The 17,717-nt window shown below is 69.8% G+C and carries 12 protein-coding genes and 1 riboswitch; of the genes, 10 read left to right on the top strand and 2 right to left on the bottom strand.

Annotation, left to right across the window (positions count from 1 at the left end):
* Positions 1 to 41 precede the first annotated feature (41 nt).
* The 6 genes from IEY81_RS10690 (at position 42) to leuS (ending at position 11,186) form a co-directional block, all read left to right on the top strand.
* Positions 42 to 473, top strand: coding sequence for a Fur family transcriptional regulator (locus IEY81_RS10690; protein WP_189118472.1), 432 nt, complete (start codon positions 42 to 44; stop codon positions 471 to 473).
* Positions 474 to 516: 43 nt separating this feature from the next.
* Entirely contained in the window at positions 517 to 2,667 is a 2,151-nt protein-coding gene (katG, locus tag IEY81_RS10695) for a catalase/peroxidase HPI (protein WP_189118473.1), read from the top strand.
* Positions 2,668 to 2,804: 137 nt separating this feature from the next.
* A complete protein-coding gene (locus tag IEY81_RS10700; RefSeq protein WP_229787680.1) occupies positions 2,805 to 5,387 on the top strand; it encodes a transglycosylase domain-containing protein in 2,583 nt (860 codons plus the stop codon).
* 74 nt (positions 5,388 to 5,461) lie between these two features.
* Positions 5,462 to 5,575: riboswitch (SAM riboswitch) on the top strand.
* A gap of 46 nt (positions 5,576 to 5,621) precedes the next feature.
* Complete coding sequence (locus tag IEY81_RS10705; protein WP_189118474.1) at positions 5,622 to 7,031, top strand: aminotransferase class V-fold PLP-dependent enzyme; 1,410 nt, start codon at positions 5,622 to 5,624, stop codon at positions 7,029 to 7,031.
* A 27-nt stretch (positions 7,032 to 7,058) separates the two neighbouring features.
* Complete coding sequence (gene lplB / locus IEY81_RS10710; protein WP_306341455.1) at positions 7,059 to 8,114, top strand: lipoate-protein ligase small subunit; 1,056 nt, start codon at positions 7,059 to 7,061, stop codon at positions 8,112 to 8,114.
* 588 nt (positions 8,115 to 8,702) lie between these two features.
* The gene (gene leuS, locus IEY81_RS10715; RefSeq protein ID WP_189118475.1) at positions 8,703 to 11,186 is read left to right on the top strand and encodes a leucine--tRNA ligase; all 2,484 of its coding nucleotides are present in this window, start codon (positions 8,703 to 8,705) and stop codon (positions 11,184 to 11,186) included.
* 70 nt (positions 11,187 to 11,256) lie between these two features.
* Here leuS and IEY81_RS10720 read toward each other — a convergent pair whose 3' ends face one another.
* The gene (locus IEY81_RS10720; protein WP_229787682.1) at positions 11,257 to 11,754 is read right to left on the bottom strand and encodes a hypothetical protein; all 498 of its coding nucleotides are present in this window, start codon (positions 11,752 to 11,754) and stop codon (positions 11,257 to 11,259) included.
* A 137-nt stretch (positions 11,755 to 11,891) separates the two neighbouring features.
* Here IEY81_RS10720 and IEY81_RS10725 point away from each other — a divergent pair, with 137 nt between their 5' ends.
* The 4 genes from IEY81_RS10725 (at position 11,892) to holA (ending at position 17,065) form a co-directional block, all read left to right on the top strand.
* Complete coding sequence (locus IEY81_RS10725; RefSeq protein ID WP_189118476.1) at positions 11,892 to 12,752, top strand: DegV family protein; 861 nt, start codon at positions 11,892 to 11,894, stop codon at positions 12,750 to 12,752.
* Positions 12,753 to 12,870: 118 nt separating this feature from the next.
* Complete coding sequence (locus IEY81_RS24190; RefSeq protein WP_229787684.1) at positions 12,871 to 13,767, top strand: ComEA family DNA-binding protein; 897 nt, start codon at positions 12,871 to 12,873, stop codon at positions 13,765 to 13,767.
* A complete protein-coding gene (locus tag IEY81_RS10735) occupies positions 13,764 to 16,052 on the top strand; it encodes a ComEC/Rec2 family competence protein (RefSeq protein ID WP_229787686.1) in 2,289 nt (762 codons plus the stop codon). The genes IEY81_RS24190 and IEY81_RS10735 overlap by 4 nt, the downstream gene beginning before the upstream one ends.
* Before the next feature lie 29 nt (positions 16,053 to 16,081).
* Positions 16,082 to 17,065 (top strand): DNA polymerase III subunit delta, encoded by a 984-nt coding sequence (gene holA / locus IEY81_RS10740; protein ID WP_189118477.1) that lies wholly within the window; start codon positions 16,082 to 16,084, stop codon positions 17,063 to 17,065.
* 171 nt (positions 17,066 to 17,236) lie between these two features.
* Here holA and rpsT read toward each other — a convergent pair whose 3' ends face one another.
* The gene (rpsT, locus tag IEY81_RS10745) at positions 17,237 to 17,497 is read right to left on the bottom strand and encodes a 30S ribosomal protein S20 (protein WP_189118478.1); all 261 of its coding nucleotides are present in this window, start codon (positions 17,495 to 17,497) and stop codon (positions 17,237 to 17,239) included.
* Between the last annotated feature and the right edge of the window lie 220 nt (positions 17,498 to 17,717).

Here is a 17,717-nt window from a genome sequence, read left to right on the forward strand (position 1 = left end):
CGTTTCTTGACTCATTCAAGATTTCGCGTAGGCTCTGAGACGTGGGGAACGCGGACTACGAACAGCTGTTGAGGGGTGCCTCTCTGCGCGTCACTCGTCCGCGAGTGGCCGTCCTGGGGGCCGTCACGGAGCATGCTCACGCCGACACCGAGACGATTCTCGGCGCGGTGCGCGAGCGGCTCCCGGACGTCTCCCACCAAGCCGTCTACGACTCCCTCGCCGCCCTCTCGGCGGCCGGGATCGTACGCCGCATCCAACCGTCCGGCTCGGTGGCTCGTTACGAGACCCGGGTCGGTGACAACCACCACCACGTGGTCTGCCGCTCGTGCGGTCGCATCTCCGACGTCGACTGCGCCGTCGGCCATGCGCCCTGCCTGACGGCATCGGACGACAACGGCTTCGTCGTCGACGAGGCCGAAATCATCTACTGGGGCACCTGTCCGCAGTGCCAGGCCGCCCAGCTCGAGAACTGAGCAGCGCAGCAAGTGATCCGAACAAGATTGGATTGGAACCTAGATGTCTGAAGAGTCCGTGAGCAAGTGCCCGGTCATGAACGCCGGCCGCGTTCACCCGACCGTCGGCAGCGCCAACCAGGAATGGTGGCCGAACAAGCTCAACCTGAAGATCCTGGCCAAGCACCACCCTGCGGCCAACCCGGTCGACCCCGACTTCGACTACAAGACGGCCTTCGAGGCTCTCGACCTGGACGCCGTCAAGGCTGACATCGCCGCTGTCCTGACCGACTCCAAGGACTGGTGGCCGGCCGACTTCGGCAACTACGGCCCGTTCATGATCCGTCTCGCCTGGCACGCCGCGGGCACCTACCGCAGCCACGACGGCCGCGGTGGCGCCGGCAGCGGTCAGCAGCGCTTCGCGCCGCTCAACTCCTGGCCCGACAACGTCTCCCTCGACAAGGGCCGCCGCCTGCTGTGGCCGGTCAAGGCCAAGTACGGCCAGTCGCTGTCCTGGGCCGACCTGTTCGTGCTGGTCGGCAACGTCGCCCTGGAGACCATGGGTCTGAAGACCTACGGCTTCTCCGGCGGTCGTGAGGACGTGTGGGAGGCCGACGACGACGTCTACTGGGGCCCCGAGAAGGTCTGGCTCGACGACGAGCGCTACTCCGGCGACCGCGACCTGCAGGCTCCGCTGGCCGCGGTCCAGATGGGTCTGATCTACGTCAACCCGGAGGGCCCCAACGGTGAGCCCGACCCGATGAAGTCCGCGGTGGACATCAAGGAGACCTTCCGCCGCATGGGGATGAACTCCGAGGAGACGGTCGCGCTGATCGCCGGTGGCCACACCTTCGGCAAGACCCACGGTGCCCACCCGGACGACAAGATCGGCCCCGACCCCGAGGCCGCTCCGCTGGAGAACCAGGGCCTGGGCTGGAAGAACGGCTACGGCACCGGTGCCGGCCCCGACACGGTCACCTCGGGCCTGGAGGTCACCTGGACCTACCACCCGACCCGCTGGGACAACGAGTTCTTCCACATCCTCTACGCCTACGACTGGGAGCTCACCGAGTCCCCGGCCGGCGCCAAGCAGTGGAAGCCGAAGAACAACAGCGGCGCCGACCTGGTGCCCGAGGCCCACGGTGAGGGCAAGCGCGAGCCGCGCATGCTCACCTCCGACCTCGCCCTGCGCGTGGACCCGGAGTTCGACGCCATCTCGCGCCGGTTCAAGGACGACCAGGAGGCCTTCTCCGACGCCTTCGCCCGCGCCTGGTTCAAGCTGACCCACCGCGACATGGGCCCGAAGAGCCGCTACGCCGGCCCCGAGGTCCCCGCCGAGGACCTGCCCTGGCAGGACCCGCTCCCGAACGGCTCCGCCGCGACGGACGACGCCGCGATCGCCGCCGCCAAGAAGGCGATCGCCGAGTCGGGTCTCAGCGTCCAGCAGCTCGTCTCCACCGCCTGGAAGGCGGCGGCGACCTACCGCAACTCCGACAAGCGCGGTGGCGCCAACGGTGGTCGCATCCGCCTGGAGCCGCAGATCTCCTGGAAGGTCAACCAGCCCGAGGAGCTCAAGCCGGTCATCGCGAAGTACGAGGAGATCGCCGCCGAGACCGGTGTCTCCTTCGCCGACGTGCTCGTCCTCGCCGGTGGCGTGGGCGTCGAGCAGGCCGCGGAGGCTGCGGGCTACGACGTGACCGTGCCGTTCACGGCCGGCCGTGTCGACGCCACCCAGGAGCAGACCGACGAGGAGAACTTCGCCTGGCTCGAGCCGGTGGCCGACGGCTTCCGCAACTACGACTCCGGCTTCCTCAACCTGCCCTCGGAGTTCCTGTTCATCGACCGCGCCAACCTCCTGGGCCTCTCCGCCCCCGAGGCGACCGTCCTCACCGGTGGTCTGCGCGTGCTCGGCAACAACTGGGACGGCTCCGACCTCGGTGTCTTCACCAAGAACCCGGGCGCGCTGACGAACGACTTCTTCGTCAACCTGCTCGACTACGACCAGAAGTGGACCCCGTCCGCCGACGAGACGACCTACACCAGCACCCTCGGCTGGACCGGTTCGCGCGTCGACCTGGTCTTCGGTGCCAACTCCGAGCTCCGCGCCATCGCCGAGCTCTACGCCGGCGCCGACGCCAAGGAGAAGTTCGTGAAGGACTTCGTCAAGGCGTGGGTCAAGGTCATGGAGAACGACCGTTTCGACCTGAAGCGCTGATCTAGGCAGCTCAGCCGGTACGCCGCGGCGTACCGCCCACACGGAGGCCGGCCCCTTTCGGGGTCGGCCTCCGTCGTCATACCCGCCCGGGTAGGATCAACGGCCGCCGCAATCAGTTGCCTAGGTCAGGTGGAGCAATGGAACACCGGAGCGCCCAGCCTCCGAAGGGTCCGACCGGACCGCCGCCGTCGTGGCGACCGCCGCCACCTCCTGCCCGTCCTCCCGTCCCGCAGCCCGCTCCGCAGTCTGCCTCGCAGCCCGTTCCGCGGATCGCTGCCGAGCCGCCTCGCGTCCCGGCGCGGGCGCCCCGGCCGGGTGCTCGGCGCGCCGACCCCAAGCCCTCGGCTGCCCGGGACCTGCTGGCCAAGGCCGAGCCGGCGAAGGCCTGGGCGGCCGAGAGGTGGGCGAGCCTGCGGAGCTCGGGCTCGGGCCGCACCGGCTCGGATGGCACTGGCTCGGGCGGCCCCGGGCCGCGTACCTCTGGGGGCTGGCGCCACTGGGGCAAGATCACCGCCAAGGCGGCGCTGGTCGGCTTCCTGGCGCTCGCGCTGATCGGGTCGGTGACGGCGATCATCGCCTACAACCGGATCTCGGTGCCCGACCCCAACGCGGCCTTCGAGGTCGAGACCTCCTTCGTCTACTACGGCAACGGCAAGTCCGAGCTGGGCCGCTACCAGGAGGGCGATCAGAACCGGATCAAGCTGGAGCCCGACGAGATCCCGGACATGGTCAAGCACGCGGTGGTCGCCGCCGAGGATCGCACCTTCTACGAGAACAGCGGCGTCGACCTCAAGGGCATCGTCCGGGCCGCCTTCTCCAACACCACCGAGGGCACCGCGGGCGGTGCCTCCACGATCACCCAGCAGTACGTCAAGAACTACTACCTCAGCTCCGAGCGCTCCTACTCCCGCAAGCTGAAGGAGGCGGTCATCGCTCTGAAGCTGACCAGGCAGAAGAGCAAGGACCGCATCCTCACCGACTACCTCAACACGATCTACTTCAACCGCGGTGCGTACGGCATCGAGGCGGCTGCGAAGGCCTACTTCGCCAAGCCCACCAAGGAGCTGTCCCTGCGCGAGGCGGTCGCGCTCGCGGCGATCCTCAACAACCCGGCCGGCTTCGACCCGGCCAGCAGCTCCTTCCGGGGCGAGGAGAAGCTGCTCGGCCGCTACCAGTACGTCCTCTCCGGGATGGTCCGCCTCGGCTACCTGAAGCAGGCCGAGGCCGACGAGATCAAGGACTCGCTGCCGAGGTTCCCGGCCAAGACCGTGCCGAGCCGGCTCGGCGGCCAGCGCGGCCACGCGCTCACCCTGATCAAGAACGAGCTCCTCGCGCTCAAGGACTCTCAGGGCAAGCAGCTCTTCAGCGAGGAGAAGATCGACAGCGGCGGCCTGCGGATCACCTCGACGCTGTCCAAGAAGGTGATGAACGCGTCGGCGTCGGCGGCCAAGAAGGTGAAGCCGAAGAACCGCAAGGCGTACGTCAAGAACGACCCCGACCAGAAGAACGCGCTGCACGTGGCGACCGCCTCGGTCGACGTCGACTCCGGTGCGCTGCTCGGCTTCTACGGCGGCCAGAACTACCTCGACAGCCAGCGCAACTGGGCCGCGACCGGCGGCCACGCCGGGTCGACGATGAAGGTCTTCGCGACCGCCGCCGCGATCTCGAAGGGCTACTCGCTGAAGTCGACCTGGGCGGGCGACTCGCCGTTCACGACCTACGCCGGCTCCGAGGTCGTCAACGAGGGCGAGCAGGCCGGGATCGCCGACGGTATGGACTACGGCCAGCACATCACCATGCTCAAGGCGCTCGAGCAGTCGGTGAACACCGCCTACATCGACATGACCGAGTCGATGGGCGGGCCCGAGGCGGGCCGCAAGGCGATCTACGACACCGCGGTCGCGGCCGGGGTCGCGCCGGCCGAGGCCGACCCGAAGTTCCCCGGGATCCCGGGCGCCACCACCGACTTCGACCACAAGACCGACGACCGGATCGCGCTCGGCCGCGCCAACGTCAGCCCGATCAACATGGCCAACGCCTACGCCACGATCGCCAACGGCGGCTACCGCCACAACGTCCACGTCGTGAAGAAGGTGCGCGACCGGTCAGGCAACGTCCTCTACAGCTGGAACGCTCGCAAGAACGCCCGCCACGCGATCTCCGAGGACGTCGCCGCCGACGTGACGTACGCGATGCAGGGCGTGGTGCAGAACGGCTCGGGAAAGAAGGCGCAGAACATCGGCCGGCCGGTCGCCGGCAAGACCGGCACCGGCACCTGCACCAGTGCGCAGTACGTCTGCTCGTCGTGGTTCGTGGGGTTCACGCCACAGGTCGCCACGGCGGTCCGCTACTCGCGCGGCAGCGGCGAGGGCAAGCTCGACGGCGGTTGGATGCCGTCCTACTTCGGCGCCGACTACCCGACCGAGACCTGGGCCGCCATCATGGCCGAGGTCCTCGACGGCAAGGAGGTCGAGAGCTTCCCGGAGCCCGTCTACGTCGACGGCCAGGACCCCGAGACCGGCCACGAGGAGCAGCTGATCGCTCCGCCTGCGCCTCCCGCGCCGCCCGAGGGCGACGGTGAGCACTGCGACCCGGTCTCGGAGTTCTTCGGCACCTGTGACGGCGATGACGGTGACGACGGCGGCGGGCCTGGCGAGCCGGGCGGTCCCGGGCCCGGCGACGACTGGGGAGGCGGCAACCCCTGGGAGGGTCGTCCGTGATCTGAGACCAACGCCCGTCCATTGAGACGGGCGTTGGCGGGCACGCGCAGGTCTCGGGCACCATCCTCGGCGACGGTCACGACTGCCAGCGTCAAGCCCCGGCTTGCTGGCGGGCAACCCTCCCACGCGGTGGGGTGCTCCGGGTGACGACCAGGCCCTCGCCGAGGTGGCGCGGGCAAGCGCGTGCTCCACCGGATCGGGCCGGGGGAGCCCAGACCCTGCGAAGGACGACCCATGTCCCTGCTCCCGCTCGTCGGCTCCGACACCCAGGTCCCGCTGTTGGACGGCACCAGCGTCACCTACGCCAATCTGGACGTCGCCGCGTCCGCACCTGCGCTGCAGAGTGTGGCCGACCGGGTGGCCGAGGTGCTGCCCTGGTACGCCTCGGTGCGTCGCGGCGCCGGCTACCTCTCCCAGGTCTCCACCGCCCTCTACGAGGAGTCGCGCGCGCGGATCGGCGCCCACGTCGGCGCGCGGGCGGACGACGTCACCGTCATCACCCGCAACACCACCGACGCGGTGAACCTGCTGGCCGGCTGCGTACCCGGCCGGGTGCTCGTGCTCGACATCGAGCACCACGCCAACCTGCTCCCGTGGCGCCGGGTCGAGGCGGGCGTCACCACGCTCGCCGGCCGGCACACCCTCGCCGCCACCATCAACGCGCTCGCCGAGGAGCTCGCCCACGAGACGTACGCCCTGGTCGCGGTCACCGGGGCCTCCAACGTCACCGGCGAGGTGCCCCCGGTCGCCGAGATCGCCACCCTCGCCCACGCGCACGACGCCCGGGTCTTCGTCGACGGCGCCCAGCTGCTCGCCCACCGGCACTTCTCGCTGGCCGCCACCGGTGCCGACTACGTCGCCTTCTCCGGTCACAAGCTCTACGCGCCCTACGGTGCCGGCGCGCTCGTCGGGCGCCGCGACTGGCTCGACGTCGGCACCCCCTATCTGGCCGGCGGCGGAGCCGTCTCTACCGCCTCGGTAGTGGGGCCTGCCGAGCCTGTCGAGACCGCTCCACCGGAGGTCGAGCTTGTCGAGACCCCCGAGCCGATCGAGACCACCTGGCAGCCCGCCCCCGCCCGCCACGAGGGCGGCTCGCCCAACGTCCTCGGCGCCGTCGCTCTGGCAGAGGCCTGCACGGCTCTGGGCGATCTGACCACAGCCGAGCTGGACCGCCACGAAGCATTTTTGAGGGAGCGTCTCGTGGTCGGCCTCTCCGAGCTCGACGGCATCAGGCTGCTGCGGCTCTGGCCCGACTCCGAGGAGCCGCTCGGCGTCGTGACGTTCACCGTCGATGGCGTCGAGCCCGCCAAGGTCGCGGCCTACCTGTCGGCCGAGCACGGCCTCGGCGTACGCGACGGCCGCTTCTGCGCCCAGCCGCTCCTCAAGCGCCTCGGGCTCCACGACGGCGCCGTCCGCGCGAGCATCGGCATCGGCACCTCGGTCACCGACGTGGACCGGCTGCTCGCCGGGGTACGTGCGCTGCTCGCCGGCGAGGTCGCGGGGGAGTACGCCGTCGCCGACGGCGCCTGGACCCTCACTCACGACCCCCGCCCGATCGCCGGACCCGCCGGGCTCAACCGTCTCGCCGACACCGCCGGCTCCTGTGGCGGCCCGGAGGTCGAGCTCGTCGAGACCCGGGACTGAATCAGCCGCTCACGGTGTTAGGTCAGTGTGAGTGAACGAGTGCATGGCGAGCGGAAGGTACGCGGCGGCAAGCTGGTCGTGGTCGACGCGACCGTCTCCGCTGACACGATCGAGGACGTCGTCCTCTCGGGCGATTTCTTCCTGGAACCCGACGAGGCGCTCGAGTGGCTGAGAGCAGCGCTGGAGGGGCAGTCGGTCGACGCGTCCCTCGAGCGGCTGACCGCGGACCTCGATGCCGCCTCCCGTGGCGCCGACCTGGTCGGCTTCACCACCCGAGACATCGCCCTGACGGTGCTGCGCGCGCTCGGCCGGGCGGCCACCTGGGACGACCTCGATCTCGAGATCGTCGAGACCGGGCCGCTGGCGCCGACGATGCAGATGGCCCTCGACGAGGTCATCGTCCGGCAGGTCGCCGAGGGCCGCCGCGCCCCCAACCTGCGGTTCTGGCACTGGGCCAGCAGCGCGGTCGTGATCGGCAGCTACCAGTCGCTCGCCAACGAGGTCGACGAGGAGGCCGCCGAGCGGCACGGCATCGAGGTCGTCCGCCGCATCTCCGGCGGTGGCGCGATGTTCGTCGAGCCCGGCAACACCATCACCTACAGCCTCGCAGTGCCCGACACGCTCGTGGCCGGGATGTCCTTCCAGGAGTCCTACGCGTTCCTGGACGAGTGGGTCCTGCGCGGGCTGCAGAGCGTCGGGATCGAGGCCGCGTACGCCGGTCTCAACGACATCGCCTCGCCGGTCGGCAAGATCGCCGGCGCCGCGCAGAAGCGGATCCCCGGCGGCGTCCTGCACCACGTCACGATGGCCTACGACATCGACGCCGACAAGATGCTCGAGGTGCTCCGGATCGGCCGGGAGAAGATGTCCGACAAGGGCACGAAGAGCGCCGCCAAGCGCGTCGACCCCATCCGCTCCCAGACCGGCCTCAGCCGCGACAAGGTCATCGCCGCGCTGCTCGATGAGTTCGAGCGGAGCTTCGGGGCTGCGTACGTCGGGCTCGATCAGGCCACGATCGACGAGGCCGCCGCGCTGGTCGAGAGCAAGCACGGGACGCGCGAGTGGATCAGCCGGGTTCCTTGAGCGGGGCACTGCTCCGCGGACGGTAGATCTCGACCCGCTTCGCGCCTTCGCGGCTTCGCCGCTCAGCCGCTGCGCTCGCTCGATCTCCAATACGTTTTGAGCCCCGGCGACTTCGTCGGCGGGGCTCAAAGTATTGGACTCCGCTGCTCGGAGCGTTCCTTGGATGAGATGGGGGGGTCCTCATTCACGACCGACATCACGAGCAGCGGAGCGCCGCCAGTCTGGCACGCTCAGATGTGCCGTCGCAATAGAAGACGGGCCCTCTGAGCGTATTTTCTGTCGGTCGATCTGCAGGGCGGAACGCATGCCCTATCGAAAGTGGTCGACCAGAGGATTTGGACCGTAATTTTCGAGTCCTCGGGCCCGCTCGCACCGCGCCCCGGAACGGGTCTCGAATGACGACGAGGGCCGCCGTCGGCTACCCTTGACACATGCAGTCGTCTGTCCTGCTTCTTAGGCAGCCGCGCTGACCCGAAGGGACACACCCCGGTCACGCGGCGACCCCTCCATGTGAGGGGCCCTTCTCATTTCTAGGGCACATTCCAGAAGCAGTCTTGACGCACGAATCTCGACAAGGACGAAAGACCAATGACGCAGGAGCAGGCTGAGCAGGCGACGTACGACGTCGTGGAGCTGCAGGACAAGTGGCGCCCCATCTGGGAGAAGCTGGAGCCGTTCAAGGCCGGCCAGCGCGAGGGGGCCGAGAAGCGTTACGCCCTCACGATGTTCCCCTACCCCTCCGGCGACCTGCACATGGGTCACGCCGAGGTGACCGCGCTCCACGACGTGCTGGCCCGCTACTGGTGGCTGAAGGGCTACGACGTCCTGAACCCGATCGGCTGGGACTCCTTCGGCCTGCCCGCCGAGAACGCCGCGATCAAGCGCAACGAGAACCCGGCCGGCTGGACCTACGCCAACATCGAGACCCAGGCGGAGTCGTTCAAGCGCTACGGCATCTCCTTCGACTGGTCGCGCAGGCTGCACACCTCCGACCCGGAGTACTACAAGTGGACGCAGTGGATCTTCCTGAAGCTGTACGAGGCGGGGCTGGCCTACCGCAAGAAGTCGCCGGTCAACTGGTGCCCCAACGACCAGACGGTGCTGGCCAACGAGCAGGTCGTCAACGGTGAGTGCGAGCGCTGCGGCGCGGTGGTCACCAAGCGTGACCTGACCCAGTGGTACTTCAAGACCACGGCCTACGCCGAGGAGCTGTACAACGGCCTGGACCAGCTGCAGGACACCTGGATCGGCAAGGTCGTCAACATGCAGCGCAACTGGATCGGCCGGTCCGAGGGCGCGCACGTCGACTTCGACATCACGCTGCCTGACGGTGGGACGAAGAAGGTCACCGTCTTCACCACCCGTCCCGACACGCTGTACGGCGCGACCTTCATGGTCGTCGCCGCCGACGCCGACCTGGCCGCCGAGATCGTGGCGCCGGAGCGGGCGGCTGCGCTGGAGAGCTACCTGGAGGACGTACGCAAGGCCTCCGACATCGACCGGCTGGCGACCGACCGGCCCAAGACCGGTGTCGACCTGGGCGTGACCGCGACCAACCCGGTCACCGGCGAGCAGATCCCGGTGTGGGCGGCCGACTACGTGCTGGCCGACTACGGCACCGGTGCGGTGATGGCCGTCCCGGCCCACGACCAGCGCGACCTGGACTTCGCCAAGGCCTTCGACCTGCCGGTGCGCCGCGTCGTGGACGTGCCGGGCGCCGACAACCCCGAGGAGACCTACGTCGCGACCGTCGGTGACGGTGCGTACGTGAACTCGCTAGAGCTGGAGGGCGTCGCCGACAAGGCCAGCGGCATCCACAAGATCATCGAGAAGCTGGAGGCCGAGGGCCACGGCAAGGGCACGGTCAACTACCGGCTGCGCGACTGGCTGCTGTCGCGCCAGCGCTACTGGGGTGCGCCGATCCCGATCGTCCACTGCCCGGTCGACGGCGAGGTGCCGGTGCCCGAGGAGCAGCTGCCGGTGCAGCTGCCCGAGCTGAAGGGCGCCGACCTGAAGCCGAAGGGCGTCTCACCGCTGGCCGCGGCCTCGGAGTGGGTCAACGTCACCTGCCCGAAGTGCGGCGGGCCGGCGACGCGCGACTCCGACACGATGGACACCTTCGTGGACTCCTCGTGGTACTTCCTGCGCTACCTGTCGCCGACGGACGAGACCCAGGCCTTCTCCACCGAGCTGGCCCGCGAGTGGGGTCCGATCGACTTCTACCTGGGCGGCGACGAGCACGCCGTGCTGCACCTGATGTACGCCCGGTTCTTCACCAAGGCGCTGCGCGACATCGGCCTGATCGACTGGGACGAGCCGTTCTCGTCCTACCTGTCCCAGGGCAAGGTCATCAACGGCGGCAAGAAGATGTCGAAGTCGCTGGGCAACGGCGTCAACCTGAGCGATGTGCTGGAGCAGTTCGGTGTCGACGCGACCCGGCTGACCCTGGTCTTCGCCTCCCCGCCGGAGGACAACATCGACTGGGCCGACGTCTCGCCGGCCGGCTCGGTGAAGTTCCTGCAGCGGGCCTGGCGGCTGGCCGGCGACGTGACCTCGGAGGCCGGGGTCTCCTTCGACGACGGCGACATCGCGCTGCGGCGTACGACTCACAAGACGGTCGCCGAGGCCGAGCAACTGATCGAGTCCTACCGGTTCAACGTGGTCGTGGCCCGCCTGATGGAGCTGGTCAACGCGACCCGCAAGGCGATCGACTCGGGTGTCGGCCCGGCCGACCCGGCCGTACGCGAGGCCACGGAGACGGTCGCGATCCTGCTCTCGCTGGTCGCGCCCTACACCGCCGAGGAGATGTGGGAGCGTCTGGGGCACGAGCCGACGGTCGCGCGCGTAGCGTGGCCGACGCCGCTGCCCCACCTGCTCGTGGAGGACTCCGTGACCGCCGTCGTGCAGATCAAGGGCAAGGTGCGCGCGCGCCTGGAGGTCTCGCCCTCGATCTCCGAGGCCGACCTGGAGGCCGCCGCGCTGGCCGACCCGACGATCGCTGCCGCGATCGAGGGGCAGACCGTACGCAAGGTCATCGTCCGCGCGCCGAAGCTGGTCAACATCGTCGTGTGACGACTGATCGTCGAGAGCCCCTGGGAACGCTCCCAGGGGCTCTCTGTGCTCTGCGGAGGGATGCTGGGGGTCAGCAGCCGCCGCAGTTGTAGTAGAGGATGTCCCAGTGGTTGCCCTCGTCGGTGTAGAGGTTCCCGGAGCCGGACTTGTACTGGTAGCCCCAGCCGGAGACGTAGCCGAGGTAGGTGAAGTTGTTCTTGATGTACTTGCCGACGCAGGTGGTCTTCGAGATGTCGAGCTTGTAGCCGTTCCAGTGGCTGTAGGTGCCGCTCGAGTGGCCGGTCTCGGTGCCACCGGTGATCGTGATCGCGCAGCCGCTCGCGGACTTCAGCGTCCTGATGCCGGAGATCGTGGTCTGCCGGACCTGCTCGAACGAGGTGCAGGTGGATGTGTTGCGGTCGCTGCAGCCGCCGCTCGAGGTCCAGCCGATCCCCGCGGCGCTGAGCTGCGAGGTGGCCTGGGAGTGGGTGAGGAACGTCGCGGCCGAGGCGGACGGGGCCACGTACAGGGTGAGCGCGGCCGCGAGGGCGGCGGCAAGGGTGAGGATCCGTCGGACGGTGCGGGGCATGATGCCTCCAGGGTGCGGGGATGGGGGGGACCTGACACTAATGGCCGCTCCGGACCTGCGTACAGAAATTCCCGGGCTCCGTCGTCGGCGGAACATGTGTTTCCGGTTGCGTAGGGGCGGCCCGCTAGGCTGCGGTCATGGCCCGGGTAGCGATCGTGACCGACTCGACCGCGATGCTTCCATCCGACCTCGGGGACGCCGCGGAGCTGATCACGTCAGTGCCGCTCCAGGTGATCGTGGATGGGACCTCGTACGACGACGGTGTTGAGGAGACCTCGCCGGAAGCGCTGCTCTCGGCGCTGGATGCGCACCGGACGGTGACGACCTCGCGTCCGTCGCCCGCGCTGCTGGCGGAGGTCTACTCGAAGCTGGCCGCCGAGGGGTATGAGGAGATCGTCTCCATCCACCTCTCCGCGGAGCTGAGCGCGACGTGCGAGTCGTCGATGCTGGCTGCTCGGGAGTCGCCGGTGCCGGTGATCACCGTGGACACCAAGCTGGTCGGTCCCGGCGTCGGCTTCGCGGTGATGGCCGCCGCAAAGGTCGTAGGGCGTGGTGGGAGCGCCGCCGAGGCGCGCGACGCCGCGCTGGAACGGGTCGCCGCCACGCAGTCCTACTTCTACGTCGACACGCTCGAATACCTGCGTCGCGGTGGCCGGATCGGTGCTGCCGCCGCGCTGCTCGGCACCGCGCTCGCGGTCAAGCCGCTGCTCACCATCGAGGACGGTCGGGTCGTTCCCCACGAGCGGGTACGCACCGCCGAGCGCGCCATCGCCAGGTTGCGCGCGCTCGGGGTCGAGGCCGGTGAGGATCGCGACGCCGTCGAGGTGGTCGTGGCTCATCTGGGCAGCCCGGACCGGGCCACGGCGATGACCGAGGGGCTCTACGAAGAGCTGGACGACAAGATCAACGGCAAGATCCGCGTCGGGGAGCTGGGTGCGGTCCTGGGGGCACACGTCGGTCCGGGGTGTGTGGCGGTCGTCGTGGGGCCCTGTCTCTAGCCTCTGGTCTAGTCTTTTCGGGCCGATCACCGTCCACAGGGTCGGTTGAGGACCGGGTTCTCCACAGGGGCCTGGATCACGCTTCTGAGTGTCGGCGTCGGCGCATACCTTCGGCGTCATGCGGACCCGACCGACCTCCGAACATGCCGACGCCGTCGCCCGGCGCCTAGAGCAGCTGCGTGCCGAGATCGACCCGCCGGACGAGGACGACGGCCAGGGTGGGGAGGAGGACTGGCAGCCGCCCTGGTGGGACGGGCCGGTCGCGACCGACACCGCTGAGCTCGATCCGACGGTGCCTGTGCGTGTGCCTGTGCCTGGGCGGCACGCGTCGCGGCGCGAGGTCGTGATCTCGCCCGATGCGGTCCTACCGGAGCCGCTTCGGGGACGGGTCAGTCTCGGACCGTGGCATCTCGTCGTGGTCTCGCTGGTGCTGGTCGTGGGCCTGGCGGTGGCGTGCTGGTGGATGATCCGCGCCGACCCGGAGGTGGTGCCTGCCGCGCGGGCGGCGCCCTCTTCCTCGGCCTCTCCGCTGGTGGAGCTGCCGACCGGATCGGCGGCGCCGTCGGAGAGTGCGTCGGCCGGGACGGTGACGGTCGACGTGGAGGGCAAGGTGCCCGAGCCCGGCATCGTCGTGCTGCCCGTCGGGTCCCGGGTCGTCGATGCCGTCGAGGCCGCTGGGGGCGCGCCCCACAAGCACCTCGCCGGGCTCAATCTCGCCGCGGTGCTCACCGACGGCCAGCAGATCGTGGTCGGCGCTCCGAACGGCGGTGCACGGGTGGCAGGGCCCGGCTCGGGAGGTCCCGTTGCGGCGCCGGGGGCGGGGACGGGGGTGAGCCTCAACTCCGGCTCCGCTGAGCAGCTCGAGACGCTGCCCGGGGTAGGGCCCGTGACGGCGCAGGCGATCATCGACTGGCGCACGACCAATGGCGCCTTCTCCTCCGTCGACGAGCTGCTCGAGGTCGACGGGATCGGACCGAAGACCTTCGCCAAGCTCGAGCCCCTGGTCATGCTGTGAACGACCTGCGACTGCCTCTGCTCGGCGCCGGCGCGTGGGCGGGAGCGCTGGCCGGGCCGTTCGGGGTGACCGGGGGAATGCTCGGCGCTGTTCTCCTGGTGGTCCTGGGGTCGGTGCTCGCGGTTGCGGGCGGCTGGGCGATCCACAGACGGCGAGCGACGGCGCTCGCGCTGGTGGTGATGGTGGCGGGGGCGGCCGCGGTCGCCGGTCTGCATGCCGCCCGGGTGAGCGACAACCCGGTGGCGGACCTCGCCGAGCGACGAGCACAGGTGCGGGTGACCGCCACCGTGACCACGGACCCGAAGGAGGTGACCGGCCAGCACGCGACCTATCAGCTGCGCCGGATCAGTGTGCGGGAGATCAAGGGACGCGGGGTGGTCTACCGGCTGCGCACCCCGGTGGTCGTCCTCGGTCAGGACGGCTGGGCTGACGTCCCGCTCGGCACGACCGTGTCGACGACGGGTCGGCTGGGCCCGAGCGACTCCCATGAGGAGTCGGCGCTGCTGATCGCCGGCGCACCGCGGGTCGTGGCCGGCCCGGGGGTCTGGTGGCGAGCCTCCGACTCGCTGCGTGGATCCATCCGCGACGCGGTCGCTCACCGGCCGCCCGACCAGGCCGCCCTCGTCCCGGCGCTGGTCGACGGCGACGACACCGGGCTCTCCGACGAGCTCGCCGACGACTTCCGCACCACCGGCCTCACCCATCTGCTCGCGGTCTCGGGCACCAACCTGACGCTGGTGGTGGGGTTCATGCTGATCGTCGCGCGCTGGGCCGGGGTGCGGGGGAGAGGGCTCTATGCAGTCGGCGTGCTCGGCATCCTCGGGTTCATCGTCCTCGCACGCACCGAGCCGAGCGTCGTGCGAGCGGCGGCGATGGGTGCGGTCGGCCTGCTCGCGATGACCCACAACGGTCGACAGCGAGCGCTGCGCGGGCTCGGCGCGGCGGTGACCGGTCTGCTGCTGATCGACCCCGGGCTGGCGACGTCGGTCGGGTTCACGCTCTCCGTGCTGGCCACAGCCGGCATCCTGATCTTCGGGCCGCCGTGGCGTGACGCGATGCGGCGGTGGATGCCGCAGTGGTGTGCGGAGGCGATCGCCGTCCCCGCCGCGGCGCAGCTGGCGTGCACGCCTGTCGTCGCCGCCATCTCCGGACAGGTCAGCCTGGTCGCGGTGCTCGCCAACCTGCTCGTCGAGCCGGCGGTCGCCCCGGCAACGGTGCTGGGTCTCCTCGGCGGCCTTCTCGGGCTGGCGTGGGAGCCGCTCGGCATGGTCGCCGGCACGACCGCCACCTGGTGCGTGGCCTGGATCATCGCGGTCGCCCGCTTTGGCGCCGGCCTGCCCACCGCACAGGTCGGCTGGGGGACCGGGCCGCTGGCGCTGGGTGTGCTGGTGGCGGTCTGCGCAGGGATCGCCTTCGTGGCGCCTCGCATCCTGCGTCACCCGGTCACCGGGGTCGCCGGCTGTCTGGTGCTGCTTGCGGTGGCGCTGGTGCGGCTGCCGACACCTGCCTGGCCGCCGCCCGGGTGGGTGCTGGCGATGTGCGATGTCGGTCAAGGAGACGCGCTGGCGGTGCGTACCGGGGCGGGGAGTGCGGTCGTCGTCGACGCCGGCCCCGACCCGGACCTCGTCGACGACTGTCTCGACCGGCTCGAGATCGACCACGTCCCGCTCGCGGTGGTCACCCACTTCCACGCCGACCACGTCAGCGGCATCGAAGGTGTTTTCGCCGGCCGGCAGGTCGGTGAGGTGTGGACCTCGCGACTCCAGGATCCGGGCGAGGGCGTCCGTCTCGTGACCGAGACGGCACGTTCGGCCGGCGTCGTACCGGGCCCGGCGCCCTACGGCGCGACGGCGACCATCGGCGAGGTGAGGCTCCAGGTGCTCTGGCCGATGACGGACTCCGAGACTCGCGGGCCGGGCGACGGCTCCACCGCCAACGACGCCAGCGTGGTGCTGCTGGTCGAGTCCCACGGGCTGCGGCTGCTGCTCACCGGCGACATCGAGCCGGAGGGACAGGAGCGGCTGGCCGACGACCTGGCCGGTCTCGACGTCGACGTGCTCAAGGTGCCCCACCACGGTTCGCGCTATCAGGACCTCGACTGGCTGCGTACGCTGCGGCCGCAGGTGGCGCTCACCTCGGTCGGAGCCGACAACGACTACGGTCACCCGGCCACCGCTACCGTGCGCGGTCTCGAGACCGGGGGCACCGAGGTCTACCGCACCGACCGCGACGGCTCCCTCGCGGTCGTCGAGTCGGGAGGTGAGGCCGACGTGGTGACGCAGTGAGTGTCGGTGCCGTGTGGGAAGGTGTGAGCATGGCACGCACCGCCTCCGCCCCGAGCCCCACCGGCAATCTCTCGGCCTCCGACGTGCTGGGTCGGGTGACCCTGGTGACCGGCAAGGAAGAGTTCCTGGGGGAGCGGACGGTGGCCGCCGCGAAGGCCGCGGTGAAGGACTACGACCCCGAGGCGGAGATCTCCGAGGCGGGCGCCGCCGACCTGACGCTGGCGACGCTCGGTGAGCTGAGCGCGCCGTCGCTCTTCTCGAGCATCCGCTGCGTCGTGGTGCGCAACCTGGAGAACCTGCCCGACGAGTCTGTGGCCGGCCTGGTGGACTATGCCGGGATGCCGTCCGACGAGGTCGCGCTGGTCCTCGTCCACGGCGGCGGGCAGAAGGGCAGCGGCACCCTCGCCAAGCTTCGCAAGCTCCCGAAGGTGACCGAGCACAAGTCGGTCGAGCTGAAGGCGCGCGAGTTCGGCAGCTTCGTGAAGTCGGAGATGCGGCTCCACGGTGCGAGCCTCGACGAGGAGGGTGCCGACTTCCTGATCCAGGCCGTCGGCCAGGACCTCCGCGCCCTCTCCGCCGCGGCGAGCCAGCTCGCCAACGACAACGACGCCAAGCGGCTCGGCCTCGAGCACGTGAAGCAGTACTTCGGCGGGCGTGCCGAGGTGAAGAACTACGTCATCGCCGACGCGATCATCTCCGGCGACCGGGTCAAGGCGCTCGAGGAGATCCGCTGGGCCCTCGACACCGGCTCCTCCCCGGTCTACGTGCTCTCCGCCGTAGCCGGCCAGCTCCGCACCGTCGCCAACCACGTCGCCGGCATCCGCGACAGCGGCACCCCACCCTGGAAGCAGAAGTCCATCGCCGCCCTCGCCCGCGGCTGGTCCCGCGAAGCGGTCGGCGAGGCCCTCCGCTCCGTCGCCCGCGCCGACGCCGACCTCAAGGGCGCCGCCAGCGATCCCGCGTACACCCTCGAGCGGCTCGTCCTCACCATCGCCGCCCTCCGCCAGCGCTGACCCTCCCCGCCGAGACGGCAGTTAGGTCGGCCGAGGCGGCAGTTACGTACGCACTCGGCCGCCAGAATCGACGTCTCGATCGTCAGAACTGACGTCTCGGCCGTCCGAACTGACGTCTCGGCAAATGACGAAAGCCCCCGTCACGAGGACGGGGGCTTCGGTGGACTCACCTCAGAGGGAGGAAGCCTTCTTGGCGATGGCCGACTTGCGGTTGGCGGCCTGGTTCTTGTGGATGACGCCCTTGGAGACGGCCTTGTCGAGCTTGCGGGCAGCGACCTTGGCGGTCTCGACGGCGGTGTCCTTCTCGCCGGACTCGGCGGCGGCGTGGAACTTCCGGATGACGGTCTTGAGCTCGCTCTTGACGGCCTTGTTGCGCTCGTGCGCCTTCTCGTTCTGCTTGTTGCGCTTGACCTGCGACTTGATGTTAGCCATGGGTGAATGCTCTCCAGTGCTTCGACGTGTGGTGGTGCGAGCTCTCAATCCGGCCCCTCGGGGAAAGTGAGAGGGGAGAGGCCTACGCGAACACGCTTGCGGTCAAGATTACAGACACGTGCGGTTTGGCCTCAAATCGCCGTACCCGGAGTACCTACTGGAGGGTAGGCTGGGGTGATCTCGGTCACGAGAATTCCGGCGGAACCCCTGTTGTGGCGCG

The organism is Nocardioides luteus (genome assembly GCF_014648595.1).
GTDB lineage: Bacteria > Actinomycetota > Actinomycetes > Propionibacteriales > Nocardioidaceae > Nocardioides > Nocardioides luteus.